This window comes from Moritella yayanosii (genome assembly GCF_900465055.1).
In the GTDB taxonomy this organism is placed as follows: domain Bacteria; phylum Pseudomonadota; class Gammaproteobacteria; order Enterobacterales; family Moritellaceae; genus Moritella; species Moritella yayanosii.
Window position 1 is genome coordinate 4086089 of record NZ_LS483250.1, and the last position, 16107, is coordinate 4102195.

The 16107-nt window shown below is 42.1% G+C and carries 12 protein-coding genes; 9 read left to right on the plus strand and 3 right to left on the minus strand.

Going from position 1 to position 16107, the window contains the following annotated elements; genetic code table 11:
* Position 1 precedes the first annotated feature (1 nt).
* Genes MORIYA_RS21115 through MORIYA_RS19105 form a run of 6 tightly spaced genes read left to right on the plus strand, consistent with a single transcriptional unit; the run spans position 2 to position 6475 of the window.
* On the plus strand, positions 2-2287 hold the full coding sequence (locus MORIYA_RS21115; RefSeq protein ID WP_197713405.1) for a phage tail-collar fiber domain-containing protein: 2286 nt from the start codon (positions 2-4) through the stop codon (positions 2285-2287).
* Positions 2287-3201, plus strand: coding sequence for a hypothetical protein (locus MORIYA_RS19085; protein ID WP_112717785.1), 915 nt, complete (start codon positions 2287-2289; stop codon positions 3199-3201). Before MORIYA_RS21115 ends, MORIYA_RS19085 begins: the two co-directional genes overlap by 1 nt.
* On the plus strand, positions 3198-4091 hold the full coding sequence (locus tag MORIYA_RS19090; protein ID WP_112717787.1) for a hypothetical protein: 894 nt from the start codon (positions 3198-3200) through the stop codon (positions 4089-4091). The genes MORIYA_RS19085 and MORIYA_RS19090 overlap by 4 nt, the downstream gene beginning before the upstream one ends.
* Positions 4088-4642, plus strand: a complete 555-nt coding sequence (locus MORIYA_RS19095; RefSeq protein ID WP_112717789.1) for a baseplate complex protein — start codon at positions 4088-4090, stop codon at positions 4640-4642. The genes MORIYA_RS19090 and MORIYA_RS19095 overlap by 4 nt, the downstream gene beginning before the upstream one ends.
* On the plus strand, positions 4639-6276 hold the full coding sequence (locus MORIYA_RS19100) for a hypothetical protein (protein WP_112717791.1): 1638 nt from the start codon (positions 4639-4641) through the stop codon (positions 6274-6276). Before MORIYA_RS19095 ends, MORIYA_RS19100 begins: the two co-directional genes overlap by 4 nt.
* A 1-nt stretch (position 6277) precedes the next feature.
* On the plus strand, positions 6278-6475 hold the full coding sequence (locus MORIYA_RS19105; protein ID WP_112717793.1) for a hypothetical protein: 198 nt from the start codon (positions 6278-6280) through the stop codon (positions 6473-6475).
* A gap of 128 nt (positions 6476-6603) precedes the next feature.
* Here MORIYA_RS19105 and pabB read toward each other — a convergent pair whose 3' ends face one another.
* Positions 6604-7998, minus strand: a complete 1395-nt coding sequence (pabB, locus tag MORIYA_RS19110; protein WP_112717795.1) for an aminodeoxychorismate synthase component I — start codon at positions 7996-7998, stop codon at positions 6604-6606.
* Positions 7999-8348: 350 nt separating this feature from the next.
* Here pabB and MORIYA_RS19115 point away from each other — a divergent pair, with 350 nt between their 5' ends.
* The 3 genes from MORIYA_RS19115 to MORIYA_RS19125 all read left to right on the plus strand — a co-directional run bounded on the left by MORIYA_RS19115 (position 8349) and on the right by MORIYA_RS19125 (position 13176).
* Positions 8349-9857: a fumarate hydratase gene (locus tag MORIYA_RS19115; RefSeq protein WP_112717797.1), complete on the plus strand. Its 1509-nt coding sequence runs from the start codon at positions 8349-8351 to the stop codon at positions 9855-9857.
* A gap of 317 nt (positions 9858-10174) precedes the next feature.
* Entirely contained in the window at positions 10175-10822 is a 648-nt protein-coding gene (locus MORIYA_RS19120) for a TetR/AcrR family transcriptional regulator (RefSeq protein WP_112717799.1), read from the plus strand.
* A gap of 65 nt (positions 10823-10887) precedes the next feature.
* Positions 10888-13176 carry an acyl-CoA dehydrogenase gene (locus MORIYA_RS19125; protein ID WP_112717801.1) on the plus strand — a complete coding sequence of 763 codons (2289 nt, stop codon included), beginning with the start codon at positions 10888-10890 and terminating at the stop codon, positions 13174-13176.
* A 124-nt stretch (positions 13177-13300) separates the two neighbouring features.
* Here the strand turns inward: MORIYA_RS19125 and pyk are convergent, their stop codons facing one another.
* Entirely contained in the window at positions 13301-14737 is a 1437-nt protein-coding gene (pyk, locus tag MORIYA_RS19130) for a pyruvate kinase (RefSeq protein WP_112717803.1), read from the minus strand.
* Positions 14738-14898: 161 nt separating this feature from the next.
* Positions 14899-15750: a MurR/RpiR family transcriptional regulator gene (locus MORIYA_RS19135; protein WP_112717805.1), complete on the minus strand. Its 852-nt coding sequence runs from the start codon at positions 15748-15750 to the stop codon at positions 14899-14901.
* Between the last annotated feature and the right edge of the window lie 357 nt (positions 15751-16107).

Below are 16107 nucleotides of genomic sequence, written 5' to 3' on the forward strand. Positions count from 1 at the left end.
CATGTCACAGACCATTATTACATTAGCGTTTGAACAATATAAAGCACAACAAGAAGCGATTGCTGTCCCTGTTGAATTGGATGAATTTGTATTAGCCAATGTACCAAATCAAGATGCATCCCTGCCGATTGACCGTAACGAGGGATTACCACCACAAGCACAAATCGTATTTGTGGGTGATGTGAGCCAAGCCGGTTACGTTAATTCCAATGCGGTCGTGTACTCATTGATCATGGATACGCGAATTGGTGACTTTGATTTTAACTGGATTGGTTTACGCAACAAAGTATCGGGTGTTATCGCAGCCATTAGCCATATCCCGACCGTGTATAAATTGAAAAGCGTACTCGGTGTACAAAATGGTAACTCAGTAACGCGCTCTATCATGATGAGTTATAGCGATGCAATGAGTTTAACCAACATCGATGTTGATGCGTCCACATGGCAGATTGATTTCACTGCACGTTTATTTGGCATGGATGAAGCAGAGCGTTTAGCGAATGTAGACCATTACGGTAATGCGACGTTCTTGGCAGATGGTTACCAGGTGTTTAAATCCGGTAGTACTTACAAAATCAAGCAAGGTACTGGTTATGTTGGCGGCCTACGTTGTCACGCACCAAGTAATTTAGTGGTAAGTAACGTAAAGCAATCGAGTGGTATTTACCTTGATGCGAGTTGGCAAGGGCATATCACTAGCCAGTGGCAAACGGTTGTTACTTTAGTCTCGTCAACCAGTGTATTAACGGATTATACCGATAACGATGGCGTTGTTCATTACGTGACGAAAATAGCCGATGTTGATAGTGCCGGGAATGTCATCGATGTGCGTTTTATTGGTGGCTCGAATGAATTTGAGCGCAAAGATAACGCTGCAACGGATACTGATATTGATAATGACTCGACAGCTGGGAAACATGTAAAACTGACTCAGTTTTGGCGCGGTATAACGAAAAAAATATCTGCCGCATTCTTGAATCGCAGTATTAATACCACTGGCGCATTGAAAGGCGGTGGTGATCTATCTAAAAACCTGACACTTGCTATTGATAGTGCAAACACGGCGCGACCCGGTGTTGTGCAATTAACAAATAGTATCACCTCAACATTAAGTACTCTTGGCGCAAGTGCTGCCGCAGTTAAAAAAGTTGCTGATATTGCTAAAAGTAAAATGACACAAGTCACCGGTGATGCCCGTTATGTTGCTTCAAATGAGGGGGGAGTCAGAAGGATCTCAAGAGGAGAAACCGCGAGTGTTAATGCAAAACGGAAATATGAAATAGGTCGATTCTCTGTGGACACTGATCAATGGCATTCTAACGGAACTATAATCGTTGAAATTTATAATACACACTATGTTTCCCATGGTTATAAAAAGTATTCAATTCGTTGGGGGTATAAATATAGTGCAGGTAACATTACGTTAGTAGAGGCTTTTGGTGATGGTGGAAAGGAAAAGGTTACTATTGGTGATCCAGTGGTTGTTAGCGGGTATGTCAAATATTTACCCATATATTTAGAGCAAGCTGCATATAATCGTTGCTCGGTTATCCTTACCACTGGTTTTACTCCTACGTCAGATTCTACACCTGGTAATAACGGTTGCTACTTACCAACACCGATGCCCTATGAAACGATATCCTCCTTTATGGGTGACGAGCAAGTTTGTTCTGATCGAAGTTTAGATATTGGTGGGTATTTAAAAGAAAAAGGGCAGCGTGTATACAGTCCCAATAATCTGCCAGTTGAAGATATATGGCTGAAGGTAGCCGCTAAAATATGCCCTGTCGGTGTGCCATTACCTTGGCCTACAGATATTGCCCCAGATGGTTTTGCCATCATGAAAGGGCAGGTTTTCTCTCCCAGTTTCACAGAAACATTAAAGGTTTACCCTGGTGGTTTTTTACCTGATATGCGCGGTCTTGGCATTGTAGGTAAAACCGATAGTGAAGTCATTCTAGCTTACGAAGAAGGACAGGTTAAAAAGCATGGACATGCAGGTTCAAGTGTTGGTTCTACGAATTTAGGCAGCAAGAATACGAATACTACCGGTAACCATTATCACGCGCTTCCGACTGGACGAAATGGCACTGGTAATGACACCGCTCTTACATATATAGGCGAGAATAATTACTCAGCGATAAAGAAGAATACAAGTACAAAAGGTAATCACTACCACTCTGTATCTATCGGTTCACACGCCCATAGCGTCGTAATTGCCTTGTTTGGCGGGACTAAAAACACCATTGATAACCGTAAATTTAACTGGATTGTGAGACTTGCATAATGAATGAAATTAAAAGTAAATCTGTCACGTTACAAGTATCTCGTATCCACTCATTAGGTTGGTGGCTTGGTAATAGCGATGAAAATGTAGCAAAGGGAACGGCATTAGGCTCAGACTTCACTGAGAATGTTTACAGCCCAAGTGCTGCTGGACTCACTGGTCAATATGAGCATGCCACCGACTCGTGGTTGGAAGTTGAGGATAAATCCAACTTTGAATTTTGGTCACATGTTGGTGAACGTTTTGTTATTGGCATGCCTGACGGTGATTATCCTGAATGGGCGATAAAAGAAAAGCCGCCAGAATATGATAAAGAAATGCAAACAATCTTGCATGAAGTGAATAAGTGGATAATTCACAATATTGAGCTTGGTAAGCTGTACTGGAATGATGAAGCAATTGAAATGACAGTAAGTGATTTCAATTTTACACTACCCGCGGATCATACTTTCACACAACCACCTGTAAAGCTCGCCGGTTATGCTTTACGGTTAATTGATAATGAATGGCTGCAGGTTGAGGACCATCGCGGGAAGTTAGCTTACGCTAAAAATCGTGACAGTGATTATGAGATAGAAACACTCGATGTTATTCCGGATAATCACACATTATTAGTGCCGAGTGAGTTCGATAGTTGGAACGTAATACTGAAAGCTTGGCAATATGACCAAGAGCGTGAGCGACCAGCCAAAGTCAAAAATGAAAAATCATGGCGCGATGCTCAATTGAGTCGCGTTCTTAACCGCATTGACGAATACGAGAAAGACCAAGGTTATCTTGTTGAGCTAAGAACGTCGCCGTTCACGGCAGAGCAATACCATCAATTGTTACAAGATAGAAAAATACTGAGTGACTATCCAGGTGCGGAAAACTTCCCCTTTGTTGAACGCCCAACCTTATCGAGGCTTGTATGACCTGGCAACCAGTCACACACCAATGGCCGGAGTCTGCACAGACTATTCAAACCAGCAGTGAATCGGTATTAATTCAAGTTAATGGCGTGATGGATACCGCCATTAGTAAAATTAAAGCGATTGAAAATAAGGTGACGTTCGCGCGTCACCCACTTAGCTCTGATGCCGAGTCACTATTAGCGAATAGACAACAGCTTGAAGCGTTATTAGTCCAGGGGCAAATATTGTGTGTGCATCCATACCAACACCAGGTCGGCAGCAAAAATGAAAATGGTGATCACCTTTCCGCACCGGTTGCTGTGCAGACACTAGCGAATAAACTTATCGATGTTCAAGATGATTATTTACCTGCCGGTGATCTCTATGTGCAAGGCATTATGATTGCTGAACAGAACATCAGTGACTTTGCGTTGCATTGCCAACAGCTCTTTAATGTTTTACCTATTCCCGAACTGGGCATCGTTGCAAGGCGTAGCAATCAAGTGCTCGGCCAAGCGCAATCACAATTCATTAAACCGTTACCTATTATGCAACCGAGGTTTAAGCCTCAAGCGCATGTAAATGTTGATCCACTGCGTCAAGTATTGCAGTACCAGGGCGGGCAAGTTGCACAACTTGAAAGTATTGCCGGCGATAAACAAACGCCGGTGCAAAAACTGCAGGCGTTAGCGAATAAACGTAATACGCAATTAAGTACCTGGCATGATGCCTTGAACCAATTAAAAAACAGTGATGTGGCGATTTATCAGTTTTCGGCCACAGGTAAAGCCAATGTGATAAGTACCCGTTTGGCACAATCATCGATGCCTGGTCATGATCATACCTATACCTTTGCTGCCTTGTTTATTAGCGCTACGCCATTAACCTTTTTATCAGAGTTATTCGCATGACCCAAATAGCCTTAGATGCTGAAATTATCCCGCTAAAATCACCGCGTATTAATTTAAGCATGGAATTAAAAGAATCCGACATGAGCGGGCAAAGTGCGGCAACGGATACTGCAGAGCAGGGAACGAAAGGTAAGGTGATGGCTGTTACTGGTTTGATTGCCTTTAAAAATGTAGCGGACCTAAACCGTTTAACCGCACTTGCACAAGAGATTGAAGACGGTAAACGTAAAATTTACCGCATTGGTAATGAGTTGGCCAAAGCAATGAAAATCCGCCAGGTGCGTTTCACTGGTCGGGTACAAGCGGATGAGCAAGAAAACTTAATGGCTTGGAAAGTGAGTTTTACACTGCGAGAGTATTTATCGGTACCGGAAGTGAAAGCAGCGAGAGAGGCAGAGAAACAACCGCAAGGTGCAACGACTACGACTGATAATACCAATGTAGTGACAGCAAAACCGCACCCTGCAACGATTAACCAGCCTGCAGAGCAAGAGCCAGAACTAACAGGGTTTGCGCAGGTATTAAGTCAAGTTGATGAGTGGTTAGCATGAAGTTAGATAAACGAATTACGATTGATGGCATCGCATACCCTCTGAGTTATGAACATATCATTTTTGAGTTGTCTGCAGGTGGCCGTGCCACGTTTATTGTTAAAGGTGAAGTAACCGCTAAACAATTGGTGCAGTTTGATATTGGTTATCAAGGTGATATGAAACATTACTTTGATGGTTTTGTTACCAAAGTTCAACCAGCAGAAAATGGCTATACCCGACTTATTGCCAGGGAACGCGCAGGCATATTGGCCGCGCGTTGGCCTGTCAGTATTCAGCATCCGACATTAAGTGAAATTATTGAACAGCTGAGTTTTGATACTGGCTTACAGTTCGTATTACCTAATGATGCCGATTACACCACCAAGCGCATTGCTAATTTCACATCTCAAGGCACGGGTTATCAGTTAATGAATAATCTTGGTCGCGCATTTTCAGTTGATGATTTTTGCTGGTATCAACAAACGGATGGCACCCTCTTTATCGGCAGTTATGCTGATAGCCGTTGGTCAACTAAGCCGGTTACCATTCCCAATGAATTAAGCAAAGAGCAAAAGGGCGGTAACAGCATGACATTAGCGGTCATGCCATCCGTTCGCCCTGGTGCGATAGTTAATGGTAAACGCTTAAACCGTGTTGAGTTTCAAGCAAACCAAATGACGCTGTATTGGCAAGCCGGAGAAAAAGAACCTGCAGAAAAAAGAAGGCTGCAGTTTTTGTTTCCTGAATTGGCAGCTGGTCATCACTTACCACGCTTTGCCCGGGTTATTAATGTAACGGATAAAGCACAAGCCGGTGATGAGAATAACCCGTTTAGGCCACGCTTTGCTGTCGATATTCAGTTATTAGATGAAGATGGCCGTGATGATGTAAAGGTGCCGCTGTATAAAGCCGTATCACTGCCAGTTATGTTTGGTGGTAATGAGCAAGGTTTATTAGCTATGCCAACTGAAGGCACACTTGTCGAGGTTGCTTTTGCTTATGGCCGCAGTGATAAACCGTTTATCCGCACCATATTGGGCGAGGCTTGGTCATTGCCAGATATAGAACCAGGCGAACAACTGCAGCAGCAACGTGATGAAGTATTTGATCGCATCGATGCCGCAGGTAATAAAACTGATTCAACAGACCAAAAAAAAGAGAGTCGAGCATTTAAAGAGTTACAGCAAGCAGACCGTTATTTAGGTGCGTTCGGTAGCCATGAAATAAATGTTGAGCAGCACAGTAAAGAAAACATTGCAGGTCAAAAATGCATTGAAACATTAGGCAGCTTTGAAGTGATGGCGGGTGATGATATTACCCTGGGCTCATTAGCGAATATGCATTTTGTGAATAGTGGTGATCACGTGCAAATTATCGGGCAGTTACGCGATATTGTGATTGGGTTAAATGACCAGTTAACCGTATTGAAAGACCGTATTCATACAATCGAACAAAACGACATGCTAACAATTAACGGCCAGCAAACTATCACCATAAAAAAAGACCAGGTAATTAAGGCAAAAAATATCACACAAGATGCCGACACGATTAAATTAAATGGTGGTACCGGCGTTATCACTTGCGCCAGTATTTGTCCGTTTACTGGCAAACCACATGTCGATGGCTCCACTACCGTTTTTGCAGGGAAATAATATGGCATTAAGTAAATCAGCATTAAAAAGTAAGATTGAAGCCGAAATGGTTAAGGGCGGTATTGTTATCGCTGGTGAGCATGCGCAAGCATCAGTACTAGCACAAGCGATTGCTAATGCGGTTGTTGATGAGATTACTGCTAATGCTGAAGCAAATGTAATTGGTGGTAGTTCTGCAGGGAAACATAAGATTGAGTAATGGCGGTAAAGTGGCGGTCAACAGGTGACTATATACAACTACTTGTGACTATATGTATAGCTAGGCAATTAGACAAGTCATTGAAAAGAATGCGTTTATATTTATTTCAATGACTTACCGTTTATCAGTTAAAGAATAGGTAATATCTTGGCTAATTTATCAAATGTTTCTTGATATTCATCTTCAACTACAGAGTCTGCAACGATACCCCCACCGGCCCAGCAATATATCTGACCATTGTCACATAATAGTGTCCGAATAGTGATACTTGAATCCATATTACCCTGTGCAGAGAGATAACCTATGCTACCACAATATAAAGAGCGACGGTGCGGTTCTAATTCTTCAATAATTTGCATTGCGCGTACTTTTGGCGCACCCGTAATGGAACCACCAGGGAAACAAGCACGTAATAATTCACTCGCATGCTTGTCTGTTGGCAGTTGACCGGTGATGGTGCTCACCAGATGATGTACTGCTGGGAAGCTTTCGACATCAAATAGCTTCGGCACACTGACCGAACCGGGTACGGCAATTTTACCGATATCGTTACGCATTAAGTCGACAATCATCAAGTTTTCGGCTCGGTCTTTCTCGGCGTTCTGCAGCGCCTGTGCGTTAGCCAGATCAATCACAGGGTCGTGACTACGTGGACGCGTGCCTTTAATCGGTTTTGTTTCGATATTTACCCCTTGAACTCGAATGAAGCGTTCAGGTGAAATAGATAATACCGCTTTATCTTCAAGGCGTATAAACGCTGAGAAGGGGGCCTTGTTATGTTGACTTAAGGTGCAGTAGGCTTGCCATTCATCACCTTGATATTGATTGTTAAAACGCTGGGCTAAATTAATTTGATAACAATCACCCGCGCGTAAATATTGTTGGATTTGATTAAATTTTTGGTGGTATGCCTGTTCTGACATATTCGAAATCCAGCTGTTTTTCAATTCAAATGCTGTTGCAGTTGTGGTATCAGATAATGGTTTATTTACACCTTGTTGTACTAACCAATCATGGCGGTCTTGCCAAGCCTGTTCGGCGTGGTCACTAAATTGTATTTGCCATGCTTGCTGCTGTTTAATATCAACGACAATCGCCCAATCATATAAACCAATCGCCATATCAGGGAAGTTCAGATCGTCACTGGCTAGGTTGCTAATGTTTTCAATATTGCGGCCTAAGTCATAGCCAAAATAACCGAGTGCCCCGGCAATGAAAGGTAAATCAACAGTCAGTGTATGCGGTGCTATATCGCCAATAAGTTGCTGGTTGAGGGTTTGTAATACTGAAAATGGATCTTCGGTGGTGACGGTTGTGCCACTGGCTTGATTAATTGTTGTTTGGGTCTCTTCAGTGATGAGGGTGGCAATCGGATCTGCCACAATAATGTGAAAGCGACTATCAATGTGATCAACAGATCCTGACTCGAGTAAAATTGACCAAGGGGCAGCGCTTAGCGGGGCAAAAAATGGGCGAATGCCATTGCTAGGAAAGGCGATTGGTTTTATTACAAGTGTTTTCATTAGTACAGCATATCCCTCAATTTTGATGCGCGCAGATTAGCATAAATCGGCAGATTAATCTTGGCTCTAAGGTGATATAAAATGAATTCGGTGTTGCTATAAAGTTGTGCTGTTGTTGTTATTTCGTATCGGTTAAGCACAATTTTTAGTGGAGAGAAGTGATCAGCAAAGGTATGATAGAAAAAAATTTTAGAAGCACATACCTTAACGTTAACTATTTTGAGGCCGTTCTAGGGCCTTAATCATGACATACCCAAGTTACTTCAAGATGCTGATTGTGCATCTTGAAGTAGCTTGGGTATAAAAATAATAATCAGTTAACACAGTGAGTAAGCAAAAGGGAGTTGACCATGAGTACAGTTATCCGTAAAGCGGACTTTATCGACAGTATTGCAGATTCACTACAATACATTTCATATTACCATCCGCTTGATTTTATCCAAGCAATGGAAAAAGCCTATAACGCAGAAAAAAGCCAAGCCGCTAAAGATGCGATTGCGCAAATTCTAATTAACTCGCGCATGTCAGCTGAAGGTAAGCGTCCAATTTGTCAAGACACGGGCATTGTGACTTGTTTCGTTAAAATTGGCATGAATGTACAGTGGGAAACCGATCAAACTGTGCAAGAAATGGTTGATGAAGGGATTCGTCGTGCTTATGCCTTTGCTGATAACCCACTACGTGCTTCGATTGTTGCAGATCCAGCTGGCGCACGTAAAAATACCCAAGATAATACCCCAGGCGTGGTGCATGTCGAAATGGTACCAGGCGCGAAAGTAGACGTAATGATTGCGGCTAAAGGCGGCGGTTCTGAAAATAAAAGTAAGATGGTGATGTTAAACCCATCTGATGATGTTGCTGAATGGGTTGAAAAAACAGTGCCAACGATGGGCGCAGGCTGGTGTCCACCGGGTATGCTAGGCATAGGCATTGGAGGTACTGCCGAAAAAGCCGCTATAATGGCAAAAGAGTCATTAATGGAACCCGTTGATATCCATGAGTTAATGGAACGTGGTGCGGAAACTACCGACGAAAAAATGCGGTTAGACATTTTTGATCGGGTAAATAAACTCGGTATTGGCGCGCAAGGCTTAGGCGGTATGGCAACGGTATTGGATATCAAGATAAAATCTTGTCCAACACACGCGGCATCAAAACCGGTAGTGATGATCCCGAACTGTGCAGCCACGCGTCATACTCACTTTACACTCGATGGTTCGGGTCCTGCAGAATTGCATGTGCCTAAATTAGAAGACTGGCCAGAAGTGACATGGGAAGTAAGCGATAGCGTTCGTCGCGTTAATGTTAATGACATTAAGCGAGAGTCAGTACTGGAGTGGAAAACAGGCGAAACCGTTCTATTATCAGGTAAGATCTTAACGGGCCGTGATGCGGCGCACAAGCGCATTAAAGACATGCTCGATAGAGGTGAAGGCTTGCCTGAAGGCGTCGATTTTACTAACCGCTTTATCTATTACGTTGGTCCAGTAGACGCTGTGGGTGATGAAGTTGTCGGTCCTGCTGGTCCAACAACTGCAACTCGTATGGATAAGTTTACCGATACTATGTTAGAACAGACGGGTTTATTAGGCATGATCGGTAAATCAGAACGTGGTCCAGCAACCGTTGAAAGTATCAAGAAGCATAAAGCTGTTTATTTAATGGCGGTAGGTGGTGCTGCGTACCTGGTATCAAAAGCGATTAAAAAGTCACGTGTTGTCGCGTTTGCAGACTTAGGTATGGAAGCAATCTACGAATTTGATGTGGTTGATATGCCCATGACAGTAGCGGTAGATACCAATGGTGTATCTGCGCATGTCGAAGGTCCAGCTATCTGGAAAATAAAGTTGAATGAATAACATAACGTGAATCACACAATAGTCACTCGTTAGTGTTTTAAAAACTGTTAGAATGAATAAAGCGGCAACCTAGGTTGCCGCTTTATTCATTCTAACAGTGCTATATTTGAAGGAGTAGATGATAAATATCGGCGCTCGTGTTTATCTCTAACCCCTGACTGTAGTTACCCACTAATGGGTGTTTTTAATTTTATATTCGTATGAAAATGCGAACTAGGACAAATTAAAAACATTTGTTTCAAACATTTGTTTACATTGTGTTGACATTTTGTCCGCCAGAACGTAATTTTAAAACGTTCGTTTAAAAAGGGTTAATTATGGTTAGTAAGTTGGATACAAAAACTCGCATTCTCGATGCAGCCGAAAGCTTGTTCGCTGAACATGGGTTTTCAGATACTTCTTTACGCTTGATAACTACACGAGCAAGTGTGAATTTGGCATCGGTTAATTATCATTTTGGTTCTAAGAAAGAATTGATTCAGGCGGTTATCGCCCGACATCTCGAACTCTTCATGCCCCTGCTGAATGAAAAGTTAACCGCCTTATGTGCACAAGCTGAAAAACCATCGTTGTTAGATGTGTTTAACAGTTTTGTTGATCCGCTATTAGCGTTAGAGAAGCAAAGTAAAAATGGTACGGTGATCTTTATGCAATTACTTGGTCGAAGTTATACCGATCAGCAAGGGCATTTACGTTGGTATACCACAACGCATTACGGTGAAGTCTTAGCCAACATAACTAAGGCTTTATTGAAAGCGAACCCAACGTTGTCATCGCAAGAATTGTTTTGGCGATTACATTTTACCTTGGGTACGGCGGTATTTACGATGAGCTCAAGTGGCGCATTGATGGATATTGCTAAAGCAGATTTTAATCAAGATATTGATGTCGAGGGGCTAATTCGTAAAGTGATCCCTTATTTGGCATCGGGAATGAATACCTCAACAGAAACTACAAACATGTAGATGCAATATAGTTATTTGGTTGTTGTAGAGACAGCATCAGAATAGTGAAACAAAAGGAAATAGTTATGAGCGCAATGAGTGAGTTTAGAAAGAAGAATATCACAGCACCATTATTTAAAGTGTTTAAGAGCATCTTGCCACCGCTTTCGCAAACAGAGCAGGAAGCAATGGAATCTGGTAGTGTGTGGTGGGATGGTGATTTATTCGCAGGTAGCCCTGATTGGAATAAAATGCTTAGCTACCCAACGCCTAAGCTGAATAAAGATGAACAAAGCTTTATTGATAACGAACTTAAAACATTAATGTCGATGCTGGATGATTATAAAATCGTTCATGAAGATCGTGATTTACCAAAACCAGTTTGGGATTTCATTAAATCTAAAGGTTTCTTTGCGCTTATCATTCCAAAAGAATACGGCGGTAAAGCATTCTCTGCTTACGCTAACTCAACAATTGTAACAACGATTGCAACGCGTAGTTTATCGACTGCAGTAACAGTAATGGTACCTAACTCATTAGGTCCTGGTGAATTACTTGCACATTACGGTACACAAGCAGAAAAAGATCGTTGGTTACCAGGTCTAGCAGACGGTACAGAAGTACCATGTTTCGCACTGACTGGTCCTGAAGCGGGTTCTGATGCTGGTGGTATTCCAGATATGGGTCGCGTTGTTAAAGAACAATTTGAAGGTAAAGAAACGCTTGGTATCCGCGTATCGTGGAGCAAGCGTTATATTACCCTAGCACCTGTTGCGACTGTACTTGGTCTGGCATTTAAACTGCAAGATCCGGATGCTCTACTGGGTGATAAAGTTGATATTGGTATTACGTGTGCATTAATCCCAACGTCACACGAAGGTGTTGTAATTGGCGACCGTCACTTCCCAATGGGTCTCGCATTCATGAATGGCACGACTTATGGTGAAGATGTATTCATTCCTATGGATTGGGTTATTGGTGGCGCACCTATGGTTGGTAAAGGCTGGCGTATGCTGGTTGAATGTCTCTCTGCTGGTCGTGGTATTTCTTTACCTGCGCTGGGCAGTGCTTGTGGCCATTTAACTGCGCGTATGACGGGTGCTTACTCATACGTACGTAAACAGTTTGGTTTATCAATTGGTAAATTTGAAGGTGTGCAAGAGTCTCTGGCTCGTATTGGTGGTCTAACTTACCAACTTGAAGCAGCACGTAAATTTACCACAGGTGCACTAGATCTTGGTCAAAGTCCTGCGGTTGTTACGGCAATATCTAAATACCACATGACTGAAATGGCGCGTACTGTTATTGATGATGCACTTGATATACAAGCTGGTAGCGGTATTCAGTGTGGTCCTAAGAACTATTTAGCCAGCGCTTACTGGGGTATTCCGGTCGCTATTACGGTTGAGGGTGCAAATATCCTTACGCGTAACCTAATGATCTTCGGTCAAGGTGCTACACGTTGTCACCCATATGTACTTGGTGAATTACAAGCGGCTGCAAATCCAAATGAAAAAGAAGGATTAGAGCAATTTGACGAATTACTGTTTAAGCATATTGCCTTTGGTACGAAAAACTTCTTTGGCGCGCTAGGTCAAGGTCTAACTGGTGGTTTATTAAATTCTGCGCCAGTATCGGGTCCTACCAAGAAATATTACAAGCAACTTACGCGTATGAGCAAAGCATTAGCACTGTGTGCTGATGTTTCTATGCTAGTGCTTGGTGGTGATTTGAAACGTCGTGAAATGATTTCGGCACGTTTAGGTGATGTACTAAGTAACTTGTACCTTGCATCTGCAACATTGAAACATTTTGAAGAGCAAGGTCGTCAAGCTGAAGATCTACCTATGTTGTCTTGGGCTATCGAACGTAACTTGTATGAAATTGGTAAAGCATTTTCTGGTTTCTTCCAAAACTTCGGTCACAAAGCGATTGCTAATACGCTTAAAGTGGTGGTATTCCCATTCGGCATCAGCTACAAAATGCCTGCTGATGATATCGCAAAAGCAATTTGTAAAGTACTGCTTAAACCAAGCGAAGCGCGTGACCGTCTGACACACCTTTGTTATGTTGGTGACAAGAACGATGCAAACACGGCAATGTTCGAAATGGAATCTGCGTTCCAAGCTATGTATAAAGTGGAACCAATCGAGAAGAAGATTGCGATTGCAGCAGCGAAAGGTACTATGCCACGTAAGTTAGCGGCGAAAGTTGCTGCGCCACTTGCGGTTGAAAAAGGTATCATTACCCAAGTTGAAGCAGATGAGTTATTAGCTGCTGATGAACTACGTTTTGCTGCGATTAGCGTTGACTCATTCACACCAGAAGAGTTTGCGGGTATTTCAAAAGTAATAAAAGACGATAAAGTAGCTTAAGTTTTAACTGAGCAACTATTTAAAATCTAGCCTACGGGTTAGATTTTAAATAAATAATAATAAAAACCGAGACTGCTATCTTATATAGTCGCCTCGGTTTTTTTATGTCTGAATCAAAAAATACTTATTTGATTGTTAGGATCTTGCAGGTGTTTGTTGAACCAACAGTATCCATTTTATCACCTAATGTAAATAAGATGATATCGCCGGTTTTCAGTTGGCCTGTTGCTTTCAGCACTGCGTAAGCACCCTCTACGATCTGCTCTTGCGATAAACCTTCAGTGCAAAACTGTAAGGGTGTTACACCACGGTAAAGCGCTGTCGCATTCAATGTTTTCTGATGTGGAGACAAGCAGAAGATAGGTAACCCCGAACTGATGCGTGACATCAATAATGGCGTAGTTCCGGATTCACTTAATGCCACAATCGCTTTTACGCCTTTTAAGTGGTTTGCAGCATACATAGTCGACATGGCAATTGTTTCTTCAATTGAATCGAATGTATATTCAATACGGTGGTTTGATACATTGATGCTTGGGTGTGTTTCAGCGCCTAGGCATACTTCGGCCATCGCTTTCACTGTTTCGACTGGGAAATCTCCCGCCGCAGTCTCTGCAGATAACATGACAGCATCTGTACCATCAAGCACCGCATTCGCTACGTCCATCACTTCTGCACGTGTCGGCATTGGGCTGGTGATCATTGATTCCATCATTTGTGTTGCAGTGATCACAACACGGTTATATTTACGCGATAAATTGATGAGAGATTTCTGTACACCCACAAGTGCCGCATCGCCAATCTCAACGCCTAGATCGCCACGTGCGACCATAATAGCATCAGATGCTAGGATGATATCTATCATGCTTTCTTCTGTCGCTACCGTCTCTGCACGCTCTACTTTGGCACAGATTTTAGCATTCGAACCCGCAGCACGAACAAGTTCACGGGCATAATGGATATCACTGCCGTTACGTGGGAAAGACACTGCAATAAAGTCTACGTCAATTTTAGCCGCCGTAATAATGTCTGCTTTATCTTTGTCGGTAAGCGCGTCAGCAGATAAACCACCGCCTTGTTTGTTGATACCTTTGTTATTGGATAACGGGCCCGCTACTGTTACTTCAGTGTGGATCTGTTTACCTTTAATTTCGATTACTTTTAATTGTACGCGGCCATCGTCAAGTAGTAGTACATCACCCGCGAATACATCTTTTGATAATTCAGGGTAATCGATACTAACGCGCTCTTGGTTACCCGCCGTTTTATCAAAGTCTGCATCTAGACAGAATTTATCACCAATGTTTAATTGGATCTTCCCGTCTGTGAATTTAGATACACGGATCTTAGGACCTTGTAAGTCACCTAAAATAGCCACGTGTTTATTGTGTTTTTTAGCGATTGCACGAACGTCTTTGGCACGCTTGATGTGGTCTTCGGCGTTGCCGTGAGAAAAATTCATGCGAACCATATTGGCACCGGCAAGAATTATCTTTTCTAAATTATTATCACGATCTGTTGCTGGACCTAAGGTGGTTACAATTTTAGTTCGACGTAACATGATTACTCCAAATGATTTATGAGATGATTTTAGTTAATCTACTCTGTCAGACAAGTGGTGATCTAAAACAGCATTAGTATGTCGAGGTTTGATTACCGTTTGGTGACAAGAATATGTAAAAAGTGACAGGTAAAAAAATGGCCACTTAATGTGGCCATTTGTTATTCATCTATTTTGTTAAAGCGCGAATCTTTAATCGCAGACTTAACTTTCTTCAAGTTCTCTCGGAATTTATCACCGCGACGTAATGTGAAGCCTGTGGCGAGTACGTCTACCAGTACTAACTGCGCGACACGTGATGCCATTGGCATATAAACATCGGTGTCTTCTAACACATCGAGTGAAATAACCAAGTTGCAATATTTTGCGAGCGGTGAATTTTCCGCGGTGATACCAATCACGATAGCATCATTTTCACGGGCTAGTTTTGCGACATCAACCATACTTTTAGTTCGGCCAGTATGTGAGAATAAAACCACGACCGAATCTTCGGTACTGTTAATTACGCTCATACGTTGCATCATGATGTCATCAAAACAAATGACGGGTACGTTAAAGCGGAAAAATTTATTTTCAGCATCACGCGCGACAGAAGCCGATGCGCCTAAACCAAAGAAAGAGATCTGTTTGGCTTGGATCAGAAGATCAACTGCTTTGTTAACGAGTTCTGGATCTAAACTGTTTTTTGCTGAGTCTAAATGAGCGATGGTCGATTCAAAGATCTTGTTGGTATAAACTTCCGGACCATCATTGGCCTCTACGTGTCTGTTCACGTACGGCGTACCGTTAGCCAAGCTTTGCGCTAAATGTAATTTAAAATCTGGGTAACCTTTGGTGTCTAAACGGCGGCAAAAACGATTTACTGTCGGTTCACTTACATCTGCCACTTTGGCAAGTGTCGCAATACTTGAATGAATAGCAGATTGCGGAGATTCGAGAATAACATCAGCAACCTTTTTTTCAGACTTACTGAATATTTCTAAATTTTGGATGATTCTTTCGAGCATACTCATGATTTTCCCCTGGCAAGCTCCGCAATGGGCGCATGATAAAGTAATGTAAGGTAAATGCGAATCTGTAGCAGCATTATAAACCTTGTTGGATATTTATTACGGAAATTATGTAAAAAATATGAAGTAAGTCGAACTATTATTACATTTTTTACTTATGTTTAGCATCGTCACGGTGATTTTTGTGACTTTATTACGGTTAAAATGGCTTAAACAGCATGAATATAGTGTTAATGCCGATTTTACAGGCGAAAAGTATGTATTTTTATAACTAATTATAGTCGTAATATTTTTCAAAATAGTAATAAAATTGCATAAACGATCATGTGCTATACCTACAGTAAGCAATATTCATTAATC

What these genes read in the sequence shown, in the direction of transcription:
- MORIYA_RS19105 (WP_112717793.1), top strand. Translation starts at nt 6,278, where the DNA reads ATGGCATTAAGTAAATCAGCATTAAAAAGTAAGATTGAAGCCGAAATG.
- MORIYA_RS19100 (WP_112717791.1), top strand. Translation starts at nt 4,639, where the DNA reads ATGAAGTTAGATAAACGAATTACGATTGATGGCATCGCATACCCTCTG.
- MORIYA_RS19135 (WP_112717805.1), bottom strand. Translation starts at nt 15,750, where the DNA reads ATGAGTATGCTCGAAAGAATCATCCAAAATTTAGAAATATTCAGTAAG.
- MORIYA_RS19125 (WP_112717801.1), top strand. Translation starts at nt 10,888, where the DNA reads ATGAGCGCAATGAGTGAGTTTAGAAAGAAGAATATCACAGCACCATTA.
- MORIYA_RS21115 (WP_197713405.1), top strand. Translation starts at nt 2, where the DNA reads ATGTCACAGACCATTATTACATTAGCGTTTGAACAATATAAAGCACAA.
- MORIYA_RS19115 (WP_112717797.1), top strand. Translation starts at nt 8,349, where the DNA reads ATGAGTACAGTTATCCGTAAAGCGGACTTTATCGACAGTATTGCAGAT.
- MORIYA_RS19120 (WP_112717799.1), top strand. Translation starts at nt 10,175, where the DNA reads ATGGTTAGTAAGTTGGATACAAAAACTCGCATTCTCGATGCAGCCGAA.
- pabB (WP_112717795.1), bottom strand. Translation starts at nt 7,998, where the DNA reads ATGAAAACACTTGTAATAAAACCAATCGCCTTTCCTAGCAATGGCATT.
- MORIYA_RS19090 (WP_112717787.1), top strand. Translation starts at nt 3,198, where the DNA reads ATGACCTGGCAACCAGTCACACACCAATGGCCGGAGTCTGCACAGACT.
- MORIYA_RS19085 (WP_112717785.1), top strand. Translation starts at nt 2,287, where the DNA reads ATGAATGAAATTAAAAGTAAATCTGTCACGTTACAAGTATCTCGTATC.
- pyk (WP_112717803.1), bottom strand. Translation starts at nt 14,737, where the DNA reads ATGTTACGTCGAACTAAAATTGTAACCACCTTAGGTCCAGCAACAGAT.
- MORIYA_RS19095 (WP_112717789.1), top strand. Translation starts at nt 4,088, where the DNA reads ATGACCCAAATAGCCTTAGATGCTGAAATTATCCCGCTAAAATCACCG.